The 22958-nt window shown below is 29.4% G+C and carries 20 protein-coding genes and 1 tRNA gene; all 21 read right to left on the bottom strand.

Annotated features, from left to right (window positions below; genetic code table 11):
* Positions 1 to 53 precede the first annotated feature (53 nt).
* Positions 54 to 1946 carry an AMP-binding protein gene (locus FHQ18_RS00745; protein WP_149265258.1) on the bottom strand — a complete coding sequence of 631 codons (1893 nt, stop codon included), beginning with the start codon at positions 1944 to 1946 and terminating at the stop codon, positions 54 to 56.
* Positions 1937 to 2659 (bottom strand): ABC transporter ATP-binding protein, encoded by a 723-nt coding sequence (locus FHQ18_RS00750; protein ID WP_149265403.1) that lies wholly within the window; start codon positions 2657 to 2659, stop codon positions 1937 to 1939. Before FHQ18_RS00750 ends, FHQ18_RS00745 begins: the two co-directional genes overlap by 10 nt.
* 220 nt (positions 2660 to 2879) lie before the next feature.
* Positions 2880 to 5252, bottom strand: a complete 2373-nt coding sequence (locus tag FHQ18_RS00755) for a DUF4388 domain-containing protein (protein WP_149265259.1) — start codon at positions 5250 to 5252, stop codon at positions 2880 to 2882.
* Positions 5242 to 6006: an inositol monophosphatase family protein gene (locus FHQ18_RS00760; RefSeq protein WP_188020304.1), complete on the bottom strand. Its 765-nt coding sequence runs from the start codon at positions 6004 to 6006 to the stop codon at positions 5242 to 5244. Before FHQ18_RS00760 ends, FHQ18_RS00755 begins: the two co-directional genes overlap by 11 nt.
* A 15-nt stretch (positions 6007 to 6021) precedes the next feature.
* Positions 6022 to 7086, bottom strand: coding sequence for an AFG1/ZapE family ATPase (gene zapE, locus FHQ18_RS00765; RefSeq protein WP_149265261.1), 1065 nt, complete (start codon positions 7084 to 7086; stop codon positions 6022 to 6024).
* A gap of 99 nt (positions 7087 to 7185) precedes the next feature.
* On the bottom strand, positions 7186 to 7647 hold the full coding sequence (locus FHQ18_RS00770; RefSeq protein WP_149265262.1) for a nucleoside deaminase: 462 nt from the start codon (positions 7645 to 7647) through the stop codon (positions 7186 to 7188).
* Entirely contained in the window at positions 7634 to 8344 is a 711-nt protein-coding gene (locus FHQ18_RS00775; RefSeq protein WP_149265263.1) for an RsmE family RNA methyltransferase, read from the bottom strand. Before FHQ18_RS00775 ends, FHQ18_RS00770 begins: the two co-directional genes overlap by 14 nt.
* The gene (locus FHQ18_RS00780) at positions 8332 to 9117 is read right to left on the bottom strand and encodes a metallophosphoesterase family protein (protein WP_149265264.1); all 786 of its coding nucleotides are present in this window, start codon (positions 9115 to 9117) and stop codon (positions 8332 to 8334) included. The genes FHQ18_RS00775 and FHQ18_RS00780 overlap by 13 nt, the downstream gene beginning before the upstream one ends.
* The gene (locus FHQ18_RS00785) at positions 9087 to 9863 is read right to left on the bottom strand and encodes a 50S ribosomal protein L11 methyltransferase (protein ID WP_149265265.1); all 777 of its coding nucleotides are present in this window, start codon (positions 9861 to 9863) and stop codon (positions 9087 to 9089) included. The genes FHQ18_RS00780 and FHQ18_RS00785 overlap by 31 nt, the downstream gene beginning before the upstream one ends.
* A gap of 7 nt (positions 9864 to 9870) precedes the next feature.
* Complete coding sequence (locus FHQ18_RS00790) at positions 9871 to 11055, bottom strand: hypothetical protein (protein WP_149265266.1); 1185 nt, start codon at positions 11053 to 11055, stop codon at positions 9871 to 9873.
* A gap of 285 nt (positions 11056 to 11340) precedes the next feature.
* Positions 11341 to 12318, bottom strand: coding sequence for a DctP family TRAP transporter solute-binding subunit (locus FHQ18_RS00795; RefSeq protein WP_149265267.1), 978 nt, complete (start codon positions 12316 to 12318; stop codon positions 11341 to 11343).
* Complete coding sequence (locus FHQ18_RS00800) at positions 12315 to 13658, bottom strand: sigma-54-dependent transcriptional regulator (RefSeq protein WP_149265268.1); 1344 nt, start codon at positions 13656 to 13658, stop codon at positions 12315 to 12317. Before FHQ18_RS00800 ends, FHQ18_RS00795 begins: the two co-directional genes overlap by 4 nt.
* 7 nt (positions 13659 to 13665) lie before the next feature.
* A complete protein-coding gene (locus FHQ18_RS00805) occupies positions 13666 to 15834 on the bottom strand; it encodes a PAS domain-containing sensor histidine kinase (RefSeq protein WP_149265269.1) in 2169 nt (722 codons plus the stop codon).
* Positions 15821 to 16291, bottom strand: a complete 471-nt coding sequence (locus tag FHQ18_RS00810) for a tRNA (cytidine(34)-2'-O)-methyltransferase (RefSeq protein WP_149265270.1) — start codon at positions 16289 to 16291, stop codon at positions 15821 to 15823. The genes FHQ18_RS00805 and FHQ18_RS00810 overlap by 14 nt, the downstream gene beginning before the upstream one ends.
* A complete protein-coding gene (locus FHQ18_RS00815; protein WP_149265271.1) occupies positions 16288 to 16560 on the bottom strand; it encodes an HTH domain-containing protein in 273 nt (90 codons plus the stop codon). The genes FHQ18_RS00810 and FHQ18_RS00815 overlap by 4 nt, the downstream gene beginning before the upstream one ends.
* A gap of 2 nt (positions 16561 to 16562) precedes the next feature.
* Positions 16563 to 16907, bottom strand: coding sequence for a ribosome silencing factor (gene rsfS / locus FHQ18_RS00820; RefSeq protein WP_149265272.1), 345 nt, complete (start codon positions 16905 to 16907; stop codon positions 16563 to 16565).
* Positions 16907 to 17545 carry a nicotinate-nucleotide adenylyltransferase gene (nadD, locus tag FHQ18_RS00825; RefSeq protein WP_149265273.1) on the bottom strand — a complete coding sequence of 213 codons (639 nt, stop codon included), beginning with the start codon at positions 17543 to 17545 and terminating at the stop codon, positions 16907 to 16909. The genes rsfS and nadD overlap by 1 nt, the downstream gene beginning before the upstream one ends.
* A gap of 12 nt (positions 17546 to 17557) precedes the next feature.
* Complete coding sequence (locus FHQ18_RS00830) at positions 17558 to 18799, bottom strand: glutamate-5-semialdehyde dehydrogenase (protein ID WP_149265274.1); 1242 nt, start codon at positions 18797 to 18799, stop codon at positions 17558 to 17560.
* The gene (proB, locus tag FHQ18_RS00835) at positions 18800 to 19942 is read right to left on the bottom strand and encodes a glutamate 5-kinase (RefSeq protein WP_149265275.1); all 1143 of its coding nucleotides are present in this window, start codon (positions 19940 to 19942) and stop codon (positions 18800 to 18802) included.
* Positions 19943 to 19953: 11 nt separating this feature from the next.
* Positions 19954 to 20026 (bottom strand) — tRNA-Gln (locus FHQ18_RS00840).
* Positions 20027 to 20077: 51 nt separating this feature from the next.
* On the bottom strand, positions 20078 to 22840 hold the full coding sequence (locus tag FHQ18_RS00845; protein WP_149265276.1) for a response regulator: 2763 nt from the start codon (positions 22838 to 22840) through the stop codon (positions 20078 to 20080).
* Between the last annotated feature and the right edge of the window lie 118 nt (positions 22841 to 22958).

Genomic DNA, 22958 nt, shown 5'->3' on the forward strand with positions numbered 1-22958 from the left:
AATCTGCTATACTTGCCAGCCTCTGAGCATAGCAGATGAAGCAACCTCCACCACTATTCCAAAAAATATATTTTTAAAACCGTATTGATCTTTCTTTCCCTACCATCCTGTAATTTAATAGTTGCAACAATATTTATCTCTTTTTTATCCGAATATAGAGCTTCAACTATCTCTTTATATTTTTCTTCGATAAATCCTCTTCTAACCTTCCTTGTCCTTGTCAACTCACCGTCATCAGCATCCAACTCTTTGTAAAGCAACACAAATTTCTTAATCTGATGCTCATCTTTCAAATCACTATTTACTTTGCGAACCTCATCTGCAATAAGTTCATAGACCTCATCTTTTGCTGCTAAATCCGTATATGTTGTATAAGCAATCTTGTTGTTCTCAGCCCACTTCCCCACAATCCCCATATCGATATTTAATATCGCAGTTATGTAATCCCTCTTATTGCCAAGAGTCACAGCTTCCTTGATATAAGGGCTAAATTTCAGTTTATTTTCAATAAATTGTGGAGAAAACATGGTGCCATTCGAAAGATACATTAAATCTTTTTTCCTATCAATGACTACCAGCTTTCCATTTTCATCGAAATAACCAGCATCACCAGAGTAAAGCCAACCATTTCTCAATACTTCTTTTGTAGCTTCTTCATCCTTGTAATACCCTGCAAAAACAGCAGGACTTCTTGATATAATTTCTCCATCCTCTGTTATCTTTATTTCAGTACCTTCAATCGGTCTCCCTACGGATGTGAAATCAATATCATCATTTCTATGGATACACGAAATGCCTGAAATTTCTGTCTGACCATAAATCTGCTTCAAATTTACTCCAATAGCATGAAAAAATCTAAAAGTGTCAGGGCCAAGTGCAGCTCCACCTGTCATGGCACTCCTCAAATTGCTAAAACCAAGTCTCTCCTTCAATTTTCTAAAAAGCATTATATAAGCTAAGGCATATTTAATTTTCTGATACAAAGTAGGTGATTTTTTCTGAAATTTTAAATCTGCATATTCATAACCAATTTTTATACATTTATTAAAAACAAAATTTTTAAACGGTGTAGAATCCATCATTTTCATAAAAACAGAAGAAGCCATATTTTCCCAAACCCTTGGAGGAGAAAAAATAATATGTGGTCCAATCTCTTTCATGTCATTTTCAACCGTTTCATAACTTTCTGGAAAATTAACCACAAAGCCAAAAATCTGAGCACTTGCCACACTCATCATCTGTTCCCCAATCCAGGGAAGAGGAAGGAATGACACAAATTCATCAGTATCATATTTTGGATCAGCCTTTGCTAGACTCGTAGACATAAAAATCAAATTTCTGTGTGTGAGCATTGCCACTTTTGGTTTTGAAGTAGTCCCAGAAGTGGTGCACATAACCGCTATGTCATCACTACTAACCAATCTCAACTTATCTTCAAAATACTTTTCCAGTATTTCAATATCCACATCTTTATTAACAATATTTTCAAAATTTTCTAATTTCTCATCATCATATAAATACATACCTCTGTTGTCATAATAGATTATTTTCTTAATTAAAGAATGTTTACTGGCAACTTCTAAAACCTTATCCACCTGCTCTTGGTTTTCAGCGATAACCATTTTAGCACCGGTTTTTGTCAGCAAATATTCCACTTCTTCCACAACAGAATCTTGATAAATACCCACAGGATATGCTCTTATAAGTTGAGCAGCAAATTCTGCAATTACCCACTCAGGCTTATTGTCTCCTATTATGGCAATAGTATCCCCTTTTCTTATACCAAATTGCTCAAAATAAATTGCAAGCAACGCAACCTTTTTAAAATATTCAGACCAAGAAATTTCTTTCCAGATACCATAATCTTTTTCACGTAATGCTACTTTATCCTTTTTACTTCTATAATTTTCCAGAAAGTACTCTAACAAAGTTTCTTTTATAACCACTTCTCTTCACCCAAATATGCTGAAATAACTTTTTCATTATTAATAACTTCTGAAGGAGTCCCTTCACATACTTTTTCACCGAAATCAAGAGCCATTATTCTATCTGAAATATCAACCACCACATTCATGTCATGTTCTATTAAAATAATGGTTGTGTTTAATTCATCATTTATATCAAGAATATAGCGAGCCATATCCTCTGTCTCTTCCATATTCATACCTGCCATCGGCTCATCAAGGAGAAGTAATTTTGGCTCTAAACAAAGAGCTCTTGCCAACTCAATCCGTTTTTGCAAGCCATAAGAAAGTTCATACACATATTTTTTTCTGACACTGTTAAGATTCAGGTAATCAATTACTTCCTCCACTTTCTTTCTATGCTCTACCTCTTCCCTCAATGCTTTACCAAAATACAAAATTGAAGAAAAAAGACCGTATTTCATGAATATATGTCTTGAAAGCATCAGGTTTTCCAAAACTGTCATTCCCTTAAACAATTCAAGATTTTGAAATGTCCGAACTATCCCAAGTTTAGCCCTTTTATGAACAACAAGCTTTGTGATATCCTTCCCTTCGAATTTAATAGTCCCCCTATCAGGAAAATAAATACCTGTAATCGTATTTAAAACACTTGTTTTACCTGCGCCGTTAGGCCCAATAATTGAAAAAATCTCACCTTTATTAACATTAAATGTTACACCTGCAATGGCCATTATCCCGCCAAAACTCAAATAAATTCTATTGACTTCGAGCAACTGCAACCTCTTTTAAAACATTTTTCTATTAAACTTATTTAATTCTAACTAAACTAAAAAGGATAGTCAACAATAAATTTGATTATGCTTAACAATTTTTGATTATATTAAACATTAATAAAAAAATTCACTATAAAATCATTTTATTTGACCATAAGAATTATTGATCTAAAGAAAATTATAATGATAATTTGCGCTGATAAAATTCTGCTTTCTTTCTAAGACTTTTAAACTCAGTTATAAATTTATTGAGTATTTTTCTTGCTTTCTCTTTTTTACCTAGTTTGATAGACGCATCCATAAAGGCAAAATAAAGATTAGGATCATTGAATTTTGTAAAGTCTATACTATTTAATATTTTAAATCCTTCCTGAAAACGACCTAATTTTATTAGAGCTAGTCCATAATAACATCTAATTTCCTCATCCTGCCCAAAATTTTCATATGCTTTCATAAAAGAATCTACAGCATCAGATATGCGTCCCATATTCAAATAAATTTTACCACTTGTAAGCAATTGCTCAGCCAAGAATATCTTTTTCGCATCAATTTTTAATTCACTTTCCTCTTCCTTCTCCTTTGAAGTGAGCAAATCAAATGCCTCTTTTATTATCCTAAATATTTCATCAGCAAGTGCCTTTTTTTGCTTATCCTCATATAAATCAGGATGGTATTTTTTTGATAGATTAACATATGTTTTTTTTACTTCATCAATATCAAAACTATCCTTATTTACTCCAAAAATTTCATAAGGGGTCATTTTTTGTAAATTGTTTAAATACTCCTTTAATTCATCAACATCTAAATCATCCTGACTTACAGGTTTAATAAGATCAAGGTAATACAGAATTTTCAAAATGTTTATCTCACTACTACTAAACTGCCTTAAAACTTCCCTGTCCAATCTATTATTATCAAAACTACTCAAAATTTTTACAATCGCATGGTACTCTTCTGCCATCTCTAACAACTCTTTTTCCAGTACTGTCAACTCATAACTCTGGTTCAAATCAAAATCTACATTAACATCAACATTATACCCAGACACAACAAATAAAATTAGATAAAAAAGATTTAAAGAAATGCTTATATCGTAAGTAAATTTCTCATTGAATATGAAAATATTTGAAATTGGTTCCGTTTTTATAATCTCTTGAATGAGCATATTATCATAAACTTCAAGAACCCTTTTAAGCTCATCAAAACTTAAAATATCTTCATCAATAATATATTTTAATGTTTTGCTGAAATCTTTTTCATCAACCAAAGAAATATCTTTAACGTTTTGTAAATACTTACTAAAATTATAATTCTCTGAAAAGGAATATCCTATCTTAAACTTTCCAGATTCAAAAAAGAATACCCCGGTAAATTTTTCGTTAATAACCTCCAATGCCCCAGTTAATTCGTTCTTCATAATATACAATAACGATAATAGCGTATCTCCTTCTAATTCTTTAGTTTCTTTACGTCTAATTTCTTTCAACATAATCAAATTTAATTTATACAACTTAATCAAAACTAATTTAAGCTCAGTTTTTTCAATATTTACAACTTTATATAATTCATCAAAACAAGGATATTCACTTATTCTAGATAAGATAAAACCTTCTTTAGGAGTTAGAAAAATTCTTTGATCTAGCAATTTATAACTATTCACTTTAAAACAAGAATTTTCCCCCCCTACTTTTTTCTCAAAGAAATTATTTACAAATATCACAAGATTTTGATAGAAGTTTTTAATTATTTGACTACTTTTATATTTATCATAGAGATTTTTAGTTATATTGTAAGATTCATAAATTCGACCTCTACCATAAAGTTCTAACGCCACTAAAAAGCTAACTGTGGGGTCTTCTTTAACTTCTTTTTTACCTATCTTTTCAATCTTTTTATCTAAAAAAAGCTGATATAACTGTTTATAGGTCTCAAGATAATCTCCACCTATCTCAAATAATATTTCACCTATACATCTTTTACCATCTATAAATTTTTTTAAATCCCCTGACAAATCACTAGAATCAACAACTTTAATTATGTCACTTTCATCCAATACTTTTTTATACAAATCCAATTCATCTTTTCGTCTAATACATTCAAATAAAATCTCATCAACACTAATACTAAAATCTAAATTTTTACTATAACGTTTTTCTTCAAAATAAAAATATCCTTTATCCCACCCTAATAGATATACAGTTATTTCAATAATTTGTTGTTTTATTATATCATTTAACTCATCCTTAGTAATAAAACCTTTTGCAATTAACAATTGTCCTAAAGGACGTTTCTCCTTTAATTGAGTTTTTAAAACATTTGCTAAATTTTTTTTATCAATCTTTTTGTACCTTATTAATAATTTTCCTAATAAAAATTCAGGAATATTAGATGATGTATTAATAATAAAACCATCAGAAAAAAATACTTTCACTTCTTCTGTTTCTCTTTGAAAAAAAAGAAAGCCCGATTTTCTATTTTGAGAAACCCACTGGAAAACATCCGGAACTGATATAGATTTCAAATCACCAATTAATTGGGAATTAAACGCCATTCAACAACCTTAATAAATCCTTTGTTATAAATTTATTTGTAGCAATTATAAATTTATCACTAAAAGTGTAACTCTCACCTTCAATATTCAAAACTTCCCCACCAGCTTCTTTCACTACAATTTTGCCAGCTGCCACATCCCATGGTTTTAAGTTACTCTCATAATAACCATCAAACACACCCTTTGCCACATAGCATAAATCTAAAGCAGCAGAGCCTGCCCTTCTAATCCCCCTTGTATTTTTTAATACATTAGACAACAATTTTAATAATTTATCAATATTTTCTACAACAGAAGAATAAGGAAAACCGGTAGCAATTAAAGATTTCTCTAAATTATCTGTCTTAGATACAAAAATTCTCTCACCGTTTAAATAAGCACCTTTACCAGACTCAGCAGTAAAAATCTCATCCAAAATGGGATTATAAACAATACCACACTCATAATCTTTATCTATTAATGCTAAAGAAATAGCTACAAAAGGAAAACCATGAACAAAATTTGTAGTCCCATCAATAGGATCCAATAATATTACTTTATCATCAGGCAAATTCCCATCAAAGGATTCCTCAGCAACAATATTGAAATCCCCTTCAATAGTTTCAAGCCTTTTTTTGATAAACTCCTCAACTTTGATATCTATTTCAGTTACTAAATCTATTTTTCCTTTGTAATGTACCGTATTTGATTTATTGAAATTTTCTTTAATAATCTTTCCGGCTTCTATTACTATCTCTTTTAAAAAATTTATCACTGACTTCTCCAAAACTTAATTGTGGTAAAAAATGCCTAGTTCACTTAATCTTGATATACACCTTTTCAATTTCTTCTCAAAACAAGATTCCAACATTTCTTTACTAAACATATCTTCTAAATCATATTCTGATTTAATAAACAATTTTGTATTATAATAATAACATAAATCTACAAAATGAGTAAACCTCAATGCACCATTTAAAAGCGGAAACGGTTTCATATCTCTAATAAAAACAGCTTCAACATTCTCTGGTATTATAAAAAATCTAAAAGGATGTATCTGCTCAAGCTGAGCCATCAAATCATCAAAACTTACAACCATTTTTTTCCTGTCCAAAGAAGGACTATATTCACCGTAAACAACTTCAAAAGGTTTTCTATCCAAAGTTCTTTTCCAAACCTCTTTTTTACTACGATAATCTTCTCCCTCTACAACTACAACTTTAAAAGTGTTTGCAATAACCCCCATTTCCCGCTTAAATTCATCAGCCTGAAACCTGTTTTTCCCTAAATCTCCAGGCAATGTATTAGATGTGGTTATAATTAAAGTATCTCTATTTAATTCTGAAAAAAACTTTGCCATTATCCTTACAGTAGCTGGATCATCAATCTCAAACTCATCTATAAGGAGTAAATCATAATCCGAAAAAATTTCTATACTCTCATTTAAGCCTATATAATTGATATAATAGCATAATTCAGAAAATGACATAAACGCTTTTTTACATTTTGCAACATTGTAGCATGCGGCAAGTAAATGAGTTTTACCAACACCATAACCACCATCTAAATAAACGTTTTTAAAACTTCTATTTTCGTTATTTTCGTTTCTACCAAAAAAAGAGAAAAAAGACTTTTTTTTGATTATAGGCCTATTTTTGTAATCATTATATTTACTGATTTTTTCAAAAAGCATCTGTTTGACATAGCTTTGTGAAGGATACTTTTCATCAGGATAATAATTTTCAAAAGAACAACTACTGAATTTTGGATGTGGTTTTAAATTTTTAAGACTACTTTCAACACTTATTTCAAAATCTAAATCATGCAACCTTAATTCATTATCCACACCAATCATTTATTCCTCTCAAATTGTTTTTGATACAATACTAGGCAGATTTGAAAAAATCAAGCAACTAGTTATTTTTTTCAAATACCGTTACAAATACATAAATATCTACTTACGCAATTCTTTAAAAAATTGTTGCATGATATTTTTTATTTCATCTGCCAGTAAACCATACTTATATCTTATTTTATGATTATATGGAATATCAAAAAGCCTAGCATTGGAAATAACTCCCCCGAATTTAGGCTCATTCACTCCAAATACTATTTCATCTAACCTACAATGGAGTAAAGCACCTACACACATTATACAAGGTTCACATGTTACATACATTTTACAGCCTTTTAAGCGCCAATCCCCCAATATCTTAATAGCTTTATTCAAAGCTTCAATTTCTGCATGCAATAATGCATTTCTTTTTTCCTCTTTTCTATTCCTACCATATGAAATAATCTCATTATCTTTAACAATGACAGCTCCAACAGGCACATCACCATTGTCATAAGAAATAAGTGCCTGAGAAATAGCTTTTTTCATAAAATACACATCCCAATTATTAAATAAATTCATTGCAATCCATCAATGCTCTAATTATCCCAGTAAAAACTACTGCTGCTGTTTCAGCCTTAACAACACTTTTTAAAGGTGATACTAAAAGAAATCCTTTTTCTTTTAAAATATTTACATCTTTATCAGATAATCCACCTTCAGGTCCAATAAAGATGGAAACAGTCTTTCCTACTTTATGAATAAAACTCTTATTTTTAATCTTCTCATAAAAACACAGCTTCATATCACAATCATCATTAATATTTGATACAGATTCTAATAAATTTATTCTTGGTAAAAAGTCCAAATCTGCCTGCATTGCTCCATTAATTAACAATTTCTTGTATCTTAGCAAATTTTTTTCAGTAATATTTTTTATGCTATAATCAGTTAAAACAATATTTAGTTCATAAACTCCTAATTCACCATACTTCTCAACAACAAAATCCATATATTCCCGTTTCATTAAACCTTGATAAACCTTGATTTTCTTCTCACTTATTTCATATTGTTTTACCTCAATCTTTTCACACAGTAAAAGTTTCTTTTTTACCTCTTTGATTTTAAATATTCCTTTTTCCTTGTTTGAAAAAATTTGTATATGTTCACCAACTTTTTTTCTTAAAACATTTTTTATATAATGACTGTTTTCATGAGACAGTAAAATTTCCTTAGACAGTTTATCGATATCTTCATAAATAGATGCTAATCCAGACACCGTACTACCTCAAAATCAAACTCACCAGTTGCCTCATTAAGTATTAAAACACTCAAATTAAATCCGTAAACACACCCTGTATCAATATTAATTGATATTATACCTTCATCACTTCTGTTTACCAATGGAGTACTTTCTCCATTCAATTTTTGAACAGGTGTATGCCCATGAATAACAACTGTGTTTTCAATCTTCTTGTCGTAAGAATCTATCTCTCTACTCCAAAGATAAGGAAAAAATATTTTCTTTTTATTATCGGGAACCACGTCATTATGAAACTCAGGTGGCAAATCAATTTTTAAACACCCAGCATGACTGAAAAAATATTTTTCAAAGCCTTCCACAGTATGATAAAATTTAAAGCTTTTAATAAAATTTAAATAATTATCAAACTTTTTAACAAAATCTTTTTTTATATTTTGAAAAGAAATTAATCGTAAAAACAATTCTTTGTCAAAGGATTTTATCGTTAATCTACCTCCATTTTCAAACCAAACATTAGCATCATATTTACCTTCAGAAAAAAAGTAATCTAACATCATATCTTCATGATTGCCCATTAGAAATATTGAATTATAGTGTTTTGAAAAGTTAATAATAAAATCCAAAACATCCTTAGCATTATCACCTCTATCAACAAAATCACCTAAAAAAATAAATGTATCAATATCATATTTTGCAAACAATTTGTCTATGAGTTTATTAACTGTTTTTATACATCCATGGATATCACCAATCGCAGCTAACATCTCTTTAATCTCACCCCCCACCATCCATCAATTATATTCTCCCTGTCTATTTGGTAATTATTTGATACTTTCTTTAGAAATGTTTCCCTTTCCCCAACCAATATACCTGAAAAAACTATAAACTCAGGATTTATATTAAAAATCGTTTCTTTTATCATCAAAAGAACACTGCTGATAATATTTGCAACCACAATATCAACTTTAACAGATGTTTTGAAAGAATCAATTGAACCACACCACATATAAATATTATTTACGTTGTTTAATCTACAATTTTCTTTAAAATTACCAAATGTATTTATATCATTATCGCATGCAAAAACTTTTTTAGCACCCTTCTTAGCAGATAAAATAGATAATATGCCACTTCCAGAACCAACTTCCAACACTACCTTATCTTTTACTAAAGGTTCCAAAAGTCTTGCAGCAATTTTCGTTGTAGGATGATCACCTGTCCCAAAAGCCATAGATGGATTAATGTATAATACATCTCTGTCATCAAACTGTTTTGGAGTATGTGTAAAATAGGTAGTATATGTAAGCCATCCGTCTTTTAGATATTCTTTCCACTTAACACTCCAATCCTCATCGACAATTTTTTGTAAATCAAATCTAATATTATATTTTTTCAATTTATTAATTAAATCCTCTTCAGAATAAATGATATATTCTTTATTCCCTTTAAAATATTCCTCGACAACCATTGATGATAGTTTCTCATCTTGATTTAACACATCGATATCTTCTGCATTAATAATATATTTATACATAGCACCCTCATATAAAAATCATAATAACTGAAGATAACAAAGAAATTAATAACATCAGCTTTAAAAAATAATGCCCCAAATATTCATAACTTATTTTAAACTTTAAAATATAATTTTCAATTACTAAGTTTTTTATATAACTAAAAAAACCTAATGATAGAAATAAAATATATCCCATGCCAAAAACATACTCATTAAAATTATATTCATCTATTAAGATGCGATAAAAAGGGTATAAAACAATTAGTACAGCCATTGGATCTATAAACTGCAACAAAATAAAACTTACACATAGTAAAAATACAATAATGATATATCTATCTGAAAGAAATGAAGTAAAAAAGTTTGATGTTAATACGTTGTATTTTCCATAAATGATTATCATATTCATAAAAAAAAGCATAATTAAAATCGAAACAATCACACCACTTCTAAATAAAACATCTCTCACCAATAAAGCATTTCTTACTACATTTAATTTCCTTGTGAATAAAGAATATACAAATGTAATCACAATAGTAACAGAAACAACCTTCATAATGGACTCTGGAATGAAAAGATAATAATAAAAGAAAATCATAATAAAAAAGTAAAATAATACATCAATTTTATTGCTTTTCTTTCTCATAAAATTGTAATTTCTTTTTTTCAATAAATACAGATAACCTACTATAAAAAATATATGCGACAACAGTATAAACATTATTATAACAGTTTTTATAGGTAATCTCAAAAGATAAGCATAAATCAATATTGGTATAGAAATTGGGCTTATAAAGTTAAATACTGAAAAAAACTGAGCTAAACAAATTTTATCTTCATCACTAGCAAAACAGTTCATTTTCAAAAATCTTACTATATAACTGTTAGCAAATACTGCAGATGGTAAAAAGGAACAAGTTAGAAAAAACATAAAATAAAATTTAAAAAATTTAGGAATCTTTGAATTTAGTATAAAAAATAAGTTACTATCAAATAGTTTGCTTTTTATAAATAACTGAGATAACAACAAAAAAAATGGTATTACAAATAATTCATCAGAATTTACAACTCTCTTTAATGAAATATACATAAGAAATTGCAGTTGCCCTAAATTAATATTCAGAAAAAAAGCAATTAGCAATGAAATACTTACCAAATATGTAAAAATATTAACTAAATAAATATCAAAACCATTTATTTGCTCTACCATAAAAATAAATAATTATAACTATTGAATAGAAATAGAAGTATAACGTATTAAAAGTAAGTAAGAAAATAAATATAATCACAAAAACATGATTCAAAATATTTTGCTGATTATTTATATATTTTTCAAAAGAATACATTTTTCCACTTAATAATGACATGATAGAAATGAAAACTAAGAAGTTGATCAAAACAATATGTAACTTACTACTGATATTGAAGATAATTAGCTGATCAACATATACAAATGAGATAAAAAGCATTACAGCAAATATCAAATTATAAAATATTACTCTAATTTAAACACCTCATCCACAATTTTTTTATCAATGAATTCGTAAAATACATTATAATGTTCATAATAAAAATCTTCCCAAATCTTTTTCTCCCTATCATTCAACGGTATTATCTCAATATTGGAATGTATAATAATTCTATAGTAATCTTCGTAATTTATCTCCTCAGCTAACTCATATTCATATATCGTTGCCTTTTCCAAAGCATTTAAAATTATTTCTTTGCTCTTTATATCAAGATTTTCCCAGAATTTCACACTGCTAATAAAAACATACCCTAAAAATCCATTATTCGTAATAGTTAAATATTTTTGATATTTAAAAAATTGTTGTGTATAAATATTATTATAAGTATTTTGCTGACCATCAATCAAACCTGCTTTAAGTAAATCCACCACAACTTTAAAAGGTTTAGAAACAGGTACAGCACCCACAATTTCAAGAGATTTATTAATCACTTTACTTCCCTGAGTCCTTATCTTTAGTCCTTTTAAATCCTGAGGATATTTTATTTTTCTTTTATTATTTGTAATAACCTTAAATCCATTATCCCACATTGCCAACAGTTTATAACCTTTTTCATATGACTTACTTTTCAATAAATTACCTATTTTACCGAAATAACTCCTATGTACATGCTGTATATTCTTAAATAAATATGGTATATCATAAATTTGAAATTCTGGTACAATATCTGCAAATTTTGAAAAACTTGGAACTGCAAACTGTATCAAACCATTTTTTAGAGCACCCAATGCTTCTCTATCGTCAAAAAGAATACCTTCTGGATAAATCTCTACCTTTATTGCTCCTTTACTCTCTTTCTCTACAATCTTTTTAAAATAAATTACGGCCTTCCCCTTTGGACTGTTGTTTTTCACTACATGACTAATTTTTAATACTAATTGAGACCAGGCAATCCCATTGCATAAAAAGAATAAACTTATTATTAATAAAACTTTATTTTTCATTTTTTAAAGTATTTCTGAACTTTTCGATGTAATGTTGAAATATCTATACCTGCAAGTTTAGCGGCTTCAGACATACTGTTCCCAGTAATCATTAAAAGGTTTTTAATATATTCTTTTTCAAACTCTTCTTTAGCAAGTTTATAAGGCTTCACCTCTTTAGTTTTAATTTGACTTAATTCATTTGGCAGATATTTATCCGTTAACACTTCTCCATCTTCCAAAGCAACACACCTTTCGATAATATTTTCCAACTCTCTCACATTACCAGGCCACTCATACTCATAACAAAACTTGTAAAATTCAGATGAAATCTTCTTTATATCTTTACTAAACTCTTTAGAATATTTTTTCATAAAATACTCTACCAAGTAAGGAATATCTTCTTTCCTTTCTCTCAGCGGGGGAACTTCAATATTAATTACATTCAGTCTATAATATAAATCTTCCCTGAAATTACCTTTTGCCACTTCTTCTTTTAAATTCTTATTAGTAGCCGCAATTATCCTTATATCCACATTAATAATATCAGAAGATCCCAATCTTTTTATTGTTCTTTCCTGAATCACTCTAAGCAATTTTGCTTGGAAATTAAGTGAGGTCTCAGCTATTTCATCCAAAAATATGGTGCCACCATTGGCCTCCTCAAAATACCCTTTTTTATTCGTATAAGCACCAGTAAAAGCTCCCTTTTCATATCCGAAGAAAAGACTTTCATATAAATTTTCAGGAATTGCAGCACAGTTTACCGGTAAAAAACGGTTACTTTTTCTATCGCTTAAACTGTGAATCGCTCTTGCAATCAGTTCCTTACCTGTACCTGACTCGCCAGTAATTAACACATTACTATTAATTCTAGCTATCTTTTTTATAAGTGATAAAATATCAAGCATCTGCTTACTTTTTGCCACAATGTTTTCAATACCATAAACCTCTTTAATATTTTCTTGTAAGGTTTTTAATTCCGTTTTTAATTGACTGTTTTCCAGAGCTTTTTTAATTCTTACTGTTACTTCTTCCAAATCTTCAAACGGTTTTGTAATAAAATCAAATGCTCCTTTTTTAATGGCTTCTACAGCCTTCTCAATGGAAGCATAAGCTGTAATAAGTATCACAGTTATATCAGGATAATTCTTAACTATAAATTCTAATACTCCTAGACCATCCATTTCTGGCATTAATATATCGGTAATAACTAAATCTGGATAAATTTTATCTATATCGTTTAAGGCTTTTAAAGGAGAATCATATTTGTATACAACTATATCTTCATCATCCATCAACAATGCTTCAAAAAAATCAAGTGTATAGCGCTCGTCATCAATAACAAATATCCTTTTCATAACCACCTCATGTCATAATAATTTTAAACTCAGTATAGCTGTTTTTTTCTGATTTTACTTTTATACTCCAACCATGCTCTTCCACTATACTTTTAACGATAGCAAGCCCTAAACCAGTACCCTTTCCAACCTCTTTTGTGGTAAAAAATGGATCGAAAATTTTCGATTTAACCTCATCAGGAATACCTATACCATTATCTCTTACAGTAAAAATCTTTTTGTCATCAATACATTCAAACTTTATATCAATACATCCACCACTCTTTAATGCATCTATGGCATTGGAAATTAAATTTATTATTACCTGATGTACCTTACCTCTATTCCCGTAAACAACGGAATCACATAAAATATCTACATTTACATTTAAGTTTTTCTTTTTTATCGTTGAACCAAGAATTTTGAGAGCAAAATCTATTGACTCTTTAATATCAAAATTACTGTATTCCCCTTCCTTATGTCTTGCGAACAATAATAAATTTGAAACAATATTTTTAGTATCTTTACTTGCTTCAATAATTGTTTTAACAAGCCTTTTTTCATAGCTACCTTCAGGAAGCCTTTTATCGAGAAGCTGAGCAAAATTTAAAATACCTACAAGAGGATTATTTATTTCATGCGCTACTCCTCCTGCTAGTAAACCCAATGCAGATAGTTTTTCTCTTTCAATTAACTGTGCTTCAAGTTCTCTTATCTTAGACATATCTCTTATTATCATAAGGCTATGCTTGTCATTTTCATTTATTATCTCTAAAGCTGAAATCCTTACAGGAATATTTTTTTCATTATTTTGAATATAGGTATCAAAATGTTCTACTAAATTATTACTTTTTAAAAGTTCAAATAAATGATTATCATTGATATAATTTCTTATATCATCATCTACTAGCTTATTCTCACAAAACAGTTTTTGTGCCTGAATATTTGTTGTTAATATCTTATAATCAGCATCAAATGTAATTATAGCATCAGGAATATTTTCTAAAATATTCCTTAGATAGTTTTCACTCTCCTGCACCTGAATTTGCAAATTGACCAAATCAGTTAAATCCCTAATCAATTCCACAACAGCCACAACTTCACCTTGACTATCTAATAAAGGTGACAATATCACATCGTAATGCCCTGTTTTACCTTTTATAAAATCTTTATATCTATAAGTTTTAACTTTTTTCTCTTTTATTACATCATTTAGATTGCATTTTTCACAAACATTTTCATTTCCACAAATTGCTGAAAAACATTTATCACCTTCATTCAAATCTACAAAGTTTCTGATATAATTATTTGCCCATAAAACATTATAATTTTTATCTATAAGGACTACACCCTCACCAATTGCCTCAACTATGCTTTCAAATTTCTCATGTTCAAGTTCAAATAGGTGTTCAAATTTTTCTCTTTCATAATAAAATCTACCTATATAATATCTGATTAGAATTAACATAATTATAAAAATAATGCCGATAAAAACATTTATTAAAGATACCCTTTCTAATTTGTTCATTATTCTGAAATAATCAGTTTTATTAGATAATACATATGCCTTAAAATTATCAAAAAGTAGATCTGAACTTACTATATAATCTTTGTTTTCATAACTTGCAGTATAATATTTTTTATCTTCAAATTTAAAACCATACAATGAATCACTTAAAAAATACGTTTTATTATCTTTTATTAAAACAAAATAAAAGTTTTTAGGAACAACTTCATCAACAATTTCTTTAATTTCTTGATACTTAATAACTAGGTAATTACTTTTTTTAAAAATATAAACAACATAGGGAGTCCTCTTAATAATCTTAATTAAATAAAAATCATCAATTTTACTCAAAAAAGAATACAAATCATCAAAGTAAATATCCGAATTATCAACAACAATTTTTTTATCTTTAAAGATTAAAATTCCATCATTATCAACCGTTCGATTATCCTCAATTATATTGATTAGATTCTCAGCTTCCCTCTGAAATTTTACAGAATTACTTTCAATCTTATCTTTAACTTTTAATATCAATTCTTTCTGGAAAGAATAAGCATAATTGATCAACTTTGAATTACTTTTTATATCAATGAAAATTACAGAACCAAAAATGAACAACAAAAAAATGAATAAAAAGAGCAAAATTTCATAAGTTTCAAAATATTTGAAATAATTTTTAACAAAGTCCATGAAAACCTTTTTTTGCCAAAAGATGGTACGCAACTATAGCAACAGAATTTGACAAATTCAAGCTCCTCATCCCTTCTTTCATAGGAATCCTGTATAGATAATCTTTATATTTTTCTCTTACCCATTCTTGCAAACCGTAAGATTCGTTTCCAAAAATTAATATAAGCTCTTTATTTAAATCTTTTTCTATCTCCGTATAGTAACTTTTGCCAAATTTAGAAATAAACCTGTAATCATATTCCTCTTGTTTGAATCTTTCGAAAAACTCATTTATACTTTTTATCCACTCCCAATCCACATAATTCCAGTAATCCATTCCTGCTCTTTTAAGATATTTATCTGAAAGGCTAAAACCGAGCCTCCCAACTAACAACAGTCTAATCCCTGTAGCTGCACATAATCTTGCAATATTACCTGTATTTTGTGGTATTTCAGGCTCAAAAAGAGCAACAATCATTTTCTAACCGTAAATTCAGGCTCACTAATATAAGTTGATTTGCAAGAAGGGCATTTGGAAGGCTTTTTAAAGTGCCTTAGGTTTGTAAATTTAAAACCACATTTTTTACATTGAGGATTGCGGACTTCGATTTTAACATGACCTTTATTTATCTCTTTCAAATGCTCCACAATCTCTTTTTCACTCAAAGAGAGCTTTTTGGAAAGCTCTTTAGCGGTAAAATAACCACTAGTTAATATCTCAATTATTTCCTGCCTGACTGTACCCATAATTACTGACCCACATTAAAAACATTTACTTTATCACAATCACCCCATATAGACTCTAAATCATAAAAGTTCCTACTATCCTCCGTCATAAGATGAACAATAACATCTCCAAAATCGATACACACCCATTTTGACTTCCCCGTTCCATCCACACCAATAGGCATAACACCCTTCCGCTTCATCGCATAAAGTAAAGCATCTGTAATAGCATTCAAATGCACTTCAGAATTACAAGTACATATAACCATATAATCAGCCAAAGCTGAAACAGGTGAAATGTTAAAAGCAACAATATTTTCACCCTTTTTGTCATCAAGTATTTTTACAATTTCTTTCAAATTTTCCATCACACCTCCTGATATAATTTATTTTTTCTAATATAATCTACAACAACATTAGGTAAACAGCTAAAAATAGTTTTATCTTTAAATTTTTCTCTTATTTCAGTGCTAGAAATAGGTATTTCATCAATTTTATACAAAATTATGGCTCCTTCTTTTTGATCAACATAATCTGAAAAATTAATAACCAAAGATTTTAACTCTTCAGGTATTATATTCATCATTTTTTCAAAAGGCATCTCTCTCCTGTTTGCAACAATGAAATTAGAAAGTTTAAACAGCTCTCTCCAATTTTGCCATGTTTCAATTGTAGCAAATATATCACTACCTGTTAAGAAAAAAAGTATATCGTCTGGATACAACTTTCTAAAATATTTCAATGTCTTGTATGTAAAAGAGATACCTTCTTGTTTTAACTCATAATCTGAAACCTCAAAATTTCCTCTCAAACAAAAGTCCAAAGCCAATTTTACCATTTCAAATCTTTTCTCAGCAGGAACCAATCCCAAATTTTTATGAGGTGGTATTTTTGCAGGTATAAAAAAGAATTTATCTATATTGAAGTCTTTATACACCTTCTTAGCCAACTCTATATGGCCATTATGAATTGGGTTAAAGGTCCCCCCGAAAAGTACTATCCTCAATTAATCAACCCTTCACTTTCTTATGTGTCCATCGCCATAGATGATATATTTCGTTGTTGTCAAATCGTAAGCTCCCATAGGACCTCTACAGTGAAGCTTTTGCGTACTGATACCAATCTCAGCACCAAGCCCAAACTCTGCCCCATCGGTAAATCTTGTAGAAGCATTCACATAAACAGCAGCAGCATCCACTTCATCCAAAAATTTTTGTGCAACAGTGTAATTTTCCGTAACAATTGCTTCAGAATGTGAAGATCCATATCTATTTATATGTTCGATAGCTTCATCAATGCATCCTACTACCTTGATAGACAAAATCAAATCGAGATATTCTGTTTTCCAATCATCTTCTGTAGCAGGAATAACATCTATAACACTTTTCGTTAGTTCACACCCTCTCAATTCTACACCAGCTTTTTCATACTCATCTTTAAGTTTTGGTAAAACTACTTCAGCCACATCTTTGTGAATTAAAAGTGTTTCCATGGCATTACATACCCCAGGGCGCTGCACTTTGGCATTAAAAGCAATTTTTACAGCTTTATCAATATCAGCATCCTTATCAATATACACATGACACAACCCTTTATCATGTTTCACGATGGGGATAAGACTATTTTCTGTAACAAACTGAATAAGCCCTTCACCACCCCTTGGCACAATTAAATCAATATAACCTTTTGCTTTTAACATATCATAAATAAGCTTTCTCTCACTATCCTCTATTACCAAAACAGTCTCTTTCATCAAACCATTATTAACAATGGCTTCCTGAATTATTTCTCCCAAAATTCTGTTAGAATTAACAGCCTCCTTACCACCTCTCAAAACAGCAGCATTACCTGATTTTAAACAAAGTGCAGCTGCATCTACAGTAACATTAGGTCTTGACTCATAAATTATACCTATCACCCCGATAGGCACTCTCACTTTATATATTTTCAAACCATTAGGTCTTTTATACCCTTTTTCAACCACCCCTACCGGATCATCTTGATTTACTATATCCATAACCCCATTTATCATTGCATCTATTCTTTTATCATTTAACAACAATCTATCCATGAGGGCCTTACTCAACCCCGCCTTTTCCCCTTCAGCAAGATCCTTTGCATTTTCGTTCTTTATTCTATTTCTATTTTTATCCAAATTTTCAGCAATCTGTTTCAAAAGGTCATTTTTTACTTCACTTTTCAAATGCATCAACTTTAAAGATGCTTCTTTTACCTTCTTTAACTGCTCTAAAAAACTCATCTACCCCTCCAAAAAATCGGATAAAACAAAATCATCTCTATGCACCACCTCATCACTAAATTTATAGCCTAAAATATTTATTATTTCAGCAGTTTTTTTCCCCATTATTTTTTCAATTTCAATATTACTGTATCTCACTTTACCTCTTCCAAGCTCTTTCCCTTTTTGGTCAACAATTCTTACCACATCTCCTACATTAAATCGACCATTAACATTCACTATACCACTTGGTAAAAGAGATTTTTTGTCATTAACAATAGCCTTCTTAGCACCCTCATCAACAACAATCTCACCTTTTGGAATCGCTGCATATGCTATCCAAAGTTTCCTCTTTTTTAAAGGATCTTCAAGATGAGAAAAGTATGTGCCTATTTCATCACCATTTAAAAATCTTTTAATATTTTCAGGATCTTTTCCATTTATTATGCCCACATAACACCCAGCATTCAGTGCTTTTTTTGCAGCCAAAATCTTGGACTTCATCCCCCCTGTTCCCACAGATGTAATGGAATCTCCAGCCATTCCAAGTAATTTACTATCAAAATACTTTATTTCTGAAATAAGAGTTGCGCTTTTATCCTTGGAAGGGTCTGCAGTAAAAAAACCATCCACATCAGATAAAATCAAAAGCAATTCAGCACCAATTAATCCTGCCATAAGGGCTGATAAATTATCGTTATCGCCAAAACTATCTACAAACTTTAATTCTTCCACTACAACAGTATCATTTTCATTTACTATAGGAATAACATTATTGCTAAAAAGTTCTCTGATTGTATATTTGGCATTAAGATATCTTCTTCTGTTTGAAAAATCATCTTTTGTTATCAAAATTTGAGCTACTTTTAAACCACAATGTTCAAATGCATTTTCATAGATCTGAATTAGTTTCGGCTGTCCAACAGCAGCACAAGCTTGCCGCTTTGAAATTTCCTTAGGCTTTTCTTGCAATCCTAATACCTGTATCCCTGCTGCAACTGCACCAGAGCTTACAATGAGTATATTTTCAATTTGTGATTTAAGCTCACCTATTACTTTTGCAAGATTATTAATATAGTTGTTGTCGATTATTGTTGAATTATTGGTTAAGATGTTACTGCCGATTTTAATGACTAGGGTTTTAACCTGAGGTAATCTTCTCATAAATTTATCAGCTGGGGCGGCAGGATTCGAACCTGCGAATGGCGGATCCAAAGTCCGCTGCCTTGCCAGCTTGGCGACGCCCCAATTCAAATCCGTCGCTCTAAATATATAAATTTCTCAAACTTGTCAAGCGATTTATATTTTTTTCTTTTCGTTCCTTAAATATCTATCAATTATTCTTTTTATTTCATCAAGGCTAAAAGGTTTAATAAGACAATCATCAAACCCATATTTCTTATAATTTGAAATAGCATCATTATCCGAATAACCACTAGTAACTACTACATATAAACCAGGATCCTCTTCTTTAATTTTTTTTACAGTTTCAATGCCACCCATTCCGCCAATGATTGTTAAATCCAGAAAAATCATATCAAATTTCTCATCTTTTATTGCCTCTAGAACCTCTTCACCACTCTTTGTGACTCTTACTTCACAACCAAGTGATTTAATCAACATCCCAAACGAATCCCTTAACATTTTTTCATCATCCATATAAAGTACTTGAAGCTTATAATCAGAAACAGTTTCTTGCTTAAAACTTTCTAAGTAACTACCTTCAAAGCTCTTTAGCAAAATGACAAATTCAGCACCTTTATCAGCCCCTTGATTTAAATATATAATCCCATTATGTTTTTTTATTATAGAATAACATACTGCCAATCCAAGACCATGTCCTTTTTCTTTTGTGCTAAAGTAAGGCTCAAAAATTTTATCAGATAATTCATAAGGTATACCAGGTCCACTATCCTTAACTCTAATCTCTACATATTTCCCTGAGGATAACCCAAAAACATTATTTTCATCTAATAATTTTTTGTTTGTAGTTATTACTATTTCACCTTTATTTTTTATAGCATCTCTTGCATTTAAAAGTAAATTTGTAAATACTTGAGCTAGCTGATGTGGATCCACCTCGCAAATAATGGGCTCTTCCAAAAAATCTGTTTTTACTTCAATAGCTGTACCACTTAAAACTATTTCAATACAATTCTCTATTATATTAATAATATCAACTTTCTTTTTAACTGGTTCGCCACCTTTGGAAAATGTAAGAAGCTGCTTAGTAATCCCAACCGATTGTTCTACAATTTTATCTATACCAATAGCAATATTTCTAACATAATTGTCCTCATAATTTGCAAGAAGGTTCGCATAATTTCGTATGGCAGCAAGATAATTATTGAAATCATGAGCTAAACCACCAGCAAACTTGCCAATTGATTCAAACTGTTTCGTTTGATAAAGCCGACTCTCAACCAATCTTTTTTCTGTAATATCATTAAAAACAAAAACTGCTCCAGATATTTTACTTTTTGCATCAAAAAGTGGAGCAAAACTATCACCAATATATATTGGTGAACCATCATGTAGCTTTAAAATACAATCATTCTCTAATTTACCTTTTATCCCTTTATCAAAAATATCTTTGAAGGGGATATTAACTTTTTTACCATTTTTATAAATCTTTATTACATCACCAAAATCTTTTCCCAACAAATTGAAACCTCTAAGCTTCAAAATATCTAAAGCAGCGTCATTATAGAAAATAATCTTCATACTTTTATCTATACCGATTACACCCTCAGATATTGATTTTAAAATTGCATTAAGCTTCTCTTTTTCTTCAATCACTTTATCCATCGCATTTTTAAGTTCTGTAATATCAATAGCATACCATGCAACTGTTTTTTTGGGATATCCAAGCTCAATAGGGATAACTCTCCCTTCAAAATATTCATACCCTCCTTTTACATCCAACTCATACCTTAATATCTGCATTTCATTGGTTTCAATTGCTTTCTTTATAACACTCATAAACTCTCTGGCTTTTGCCCCATCCATTACTTCGTCAATTTTTTTCCCTAATAAGTTCTCTTTAAAATCAAATAATAAACCTTCATTAGAAGTTATAATCTCCAAATAAGTGCCATCTTCATCAAAAATAAAAATAACATGAGGTGCAGAATTAAGAATTAAATTTAATCTTAATTCGCTTTCAGATAATTTTTGAAGCGCCTCTTTTAACTCTGCAGTTTTAACCTCAACCTTATTATGAAGATATTTATTAAAAATGAATAAAAACAAAGATATTCCTGTTAAAATTATTAAAATAATTATGAAGATAGAGTAATTATAATTCTCAACATAGTTATTCAAAAGGAAATTTAATCTTTTATAATAATAAGAATCTCTATTCTCAATTAAATTTTTTAACTCATTGTTTATTTTTGATATTATATTACCATCAAAATTTCTATTAAATGCAAAAACAATTTTGACTGGATTAAATATCAGATTTGTTTTATATAATTTTACATCTTTCATTTGTAACAAATATAGTCTACTTACTAAACCTGCATCACCTTCCCTTTTGATTAATCCGCTAATCACTTGGTCGTAATCTTCTTCTACAATAATATTAGATTTTATATTAAAACTCTTTAAATTACTTTTTAATCCTTGTAACCCTTCAAAAAATATATCATTATTGACAACTAAAATTCTTTTCTCTTCAAGATCCAATACCGACTTAATACTTTTATCAACAGAAACTATCTGTCCCCAATTAGTCAACAGTGGAAAATCAGGTGAGCTAAATTTCATATATTTTAGACGCTCATCCGAATAACCGATAGGTAAAAAAATATCTATATTTCCTTTTACTAATTCTTCATAAAGACCGTTCCAATTACCTGTTACAATTTCATATTTTATATTTTCTTTTTCAGCAATATATTTAAAAATATCTACGACAAATCCACTAACCTTATCATGTTCCACATATGATAGTGGTGGGTTGTGCCAAATACCAACTTTAAAAGTTTTAGCATAATTAAAATCAGGGTAGAAAAGAATAAAAAGAAAAGCAAAGAATAACATAAACCTCGATAACATAAGCAATTATAACATTTTTTAATTTTTTTATCAATATCAATTGACTTTAGTAAATTTTGTTTTATTTTGTCATTATCTTTTAGTCATATTTAGTCATATTAAAATTAAGGAGAGAGAT

The sequence above is a fragment of the Deferribacter autotrophicus genome, assembly GCF_008362905.1.
In the GTDB taxonomy this organism is placed as follows: domain Bacteria; phylum Chrysiogenota; class Deferribacteres; order Deferribacterales; family Deferribacteraceae; genus Deferribacter; species Deferribacter autotrophicus.

What these genes read in the sequence shown, in the direction of transcription:
- FHQ18_RS00750 (WP_149265403.1), bottom strand. Translation starts at nt 2,659, where the DNA reads ATGGCCATTGCAGGTGTAACATTTAATGTTAATAAAGGTGAGATTTTT.
- FHQ18_RS00755 (WP_149265259.1), bottom strand. Translation starts at nt 5,252, where the DNA reads ATGGCGTTTAATTCCCAATTAATTGGTGATTTGAAATCTATATCAGTT.
- zapE (WP_149265261.1), bottom strand. Translation starts at nt 7,086, where the DNA reads ATGATTGGTGTGGATAATGAATTAAGGTTGCATGATTTAGATTTTGAA.
- FHQ18_RS00770 (WP_149265262.1), bottom strand. Translation starts at nt 7,647, where the DNA reads ATGAATTTATTTAATAATTGGGATGTGTATTTTATGAAAAAAGCTATT.
- FHQ18_RS00780 (WP_149265264.1), bottom strand. Translation starts at nt 9,117, where the DNA reads ATGGTGGGGGGTGAGATTAAAGAGATGTTAGCTGCGATTGGTGATATC.
- FHQ18_RS00785 (WP_149265265.1), bottom strand. Translation starts at nt 9,863, where the DNA reads ATGTATAAATATATTATTAATGCAGAAGATATCGATGTGTTAAATCAA.
- FHQ18_RS00790 (WP_149265266.1), bottom strand. Translation starts at nt 11,055, where the DNA reads ATGGTAGAGCAAATAAATGGTTTTGATATTTATTTAGTTAATATTTTT.
- FHQ18_RS00795 (WP_149265267.1), bottom strand. Translation starts at nt 12,318, where the DNA reads ATGAAAAATAAAGTTTTATTAATAATAAGTTTATTCTTTTTATGCAAT.
- FHQ18_RS00800 (WP_149265268.1), bottom strand. Translation starts at nt 13,658, where the DNA reads ATGAAAAGGATATTTGTTATTGATGACGAGCGCTATACACTTGATTTT.
- FHQ18_RS00805 (WP_149265269.1), bottom strand. Translation starts at nt 15,834, where the DNA reads ATGGACTTTGTTAAAAATTATTTCAAATATTTTGAAACTTATGAAATT.
- FHQ18_RS00810 (WP_149265270.1), bottom strand. Translation starts at nt 16,291, where the DNA reads ATGATTGTTGCTCTTTTTGAGCCTGAAATACCACAAAATACAGGTAAT.
- FHQ18_RS00815 (WP_149265271.1), bottom strand. Translation starts at nt 16,560, where the DNA reads ATGGGTACAGTCAGGCAGGAAATAATTGAGATATTAACTAGTGGTTAT.
- rsfS (WP_149265272.1), bottom strand. Translation starts at nt 16,907, where the DNA reads ATGGAAAATTTGAAAGAAATTGTAAAAATACTTGATGACAAAAAGGGT.
- FHQ18_RS00830 (WP_149265274.1), bottom strand. Translation starts at nt 18,799, where the DNA reads ATGAGTTTTTTAGAGCAGTTAAAGAAGGTAAAAGAAGCATCTTTAAAG.
- proB (WP_149265275.1), bottom strand. Translation starts at nt 19,942, where the DNA reads ATGAGAAGATTACCTCAGGTTAAAACCCTAGTCATTAAAATCGGCAGT.
- FHQ18_RS00845 (WP_149265276.1), bottom strand. Translation starts at nt 22,840, where the DNA reads ATGTTATCGAGGTTTATGTTATTCTTTGCTTTTCTTTTTATTCTTTTC.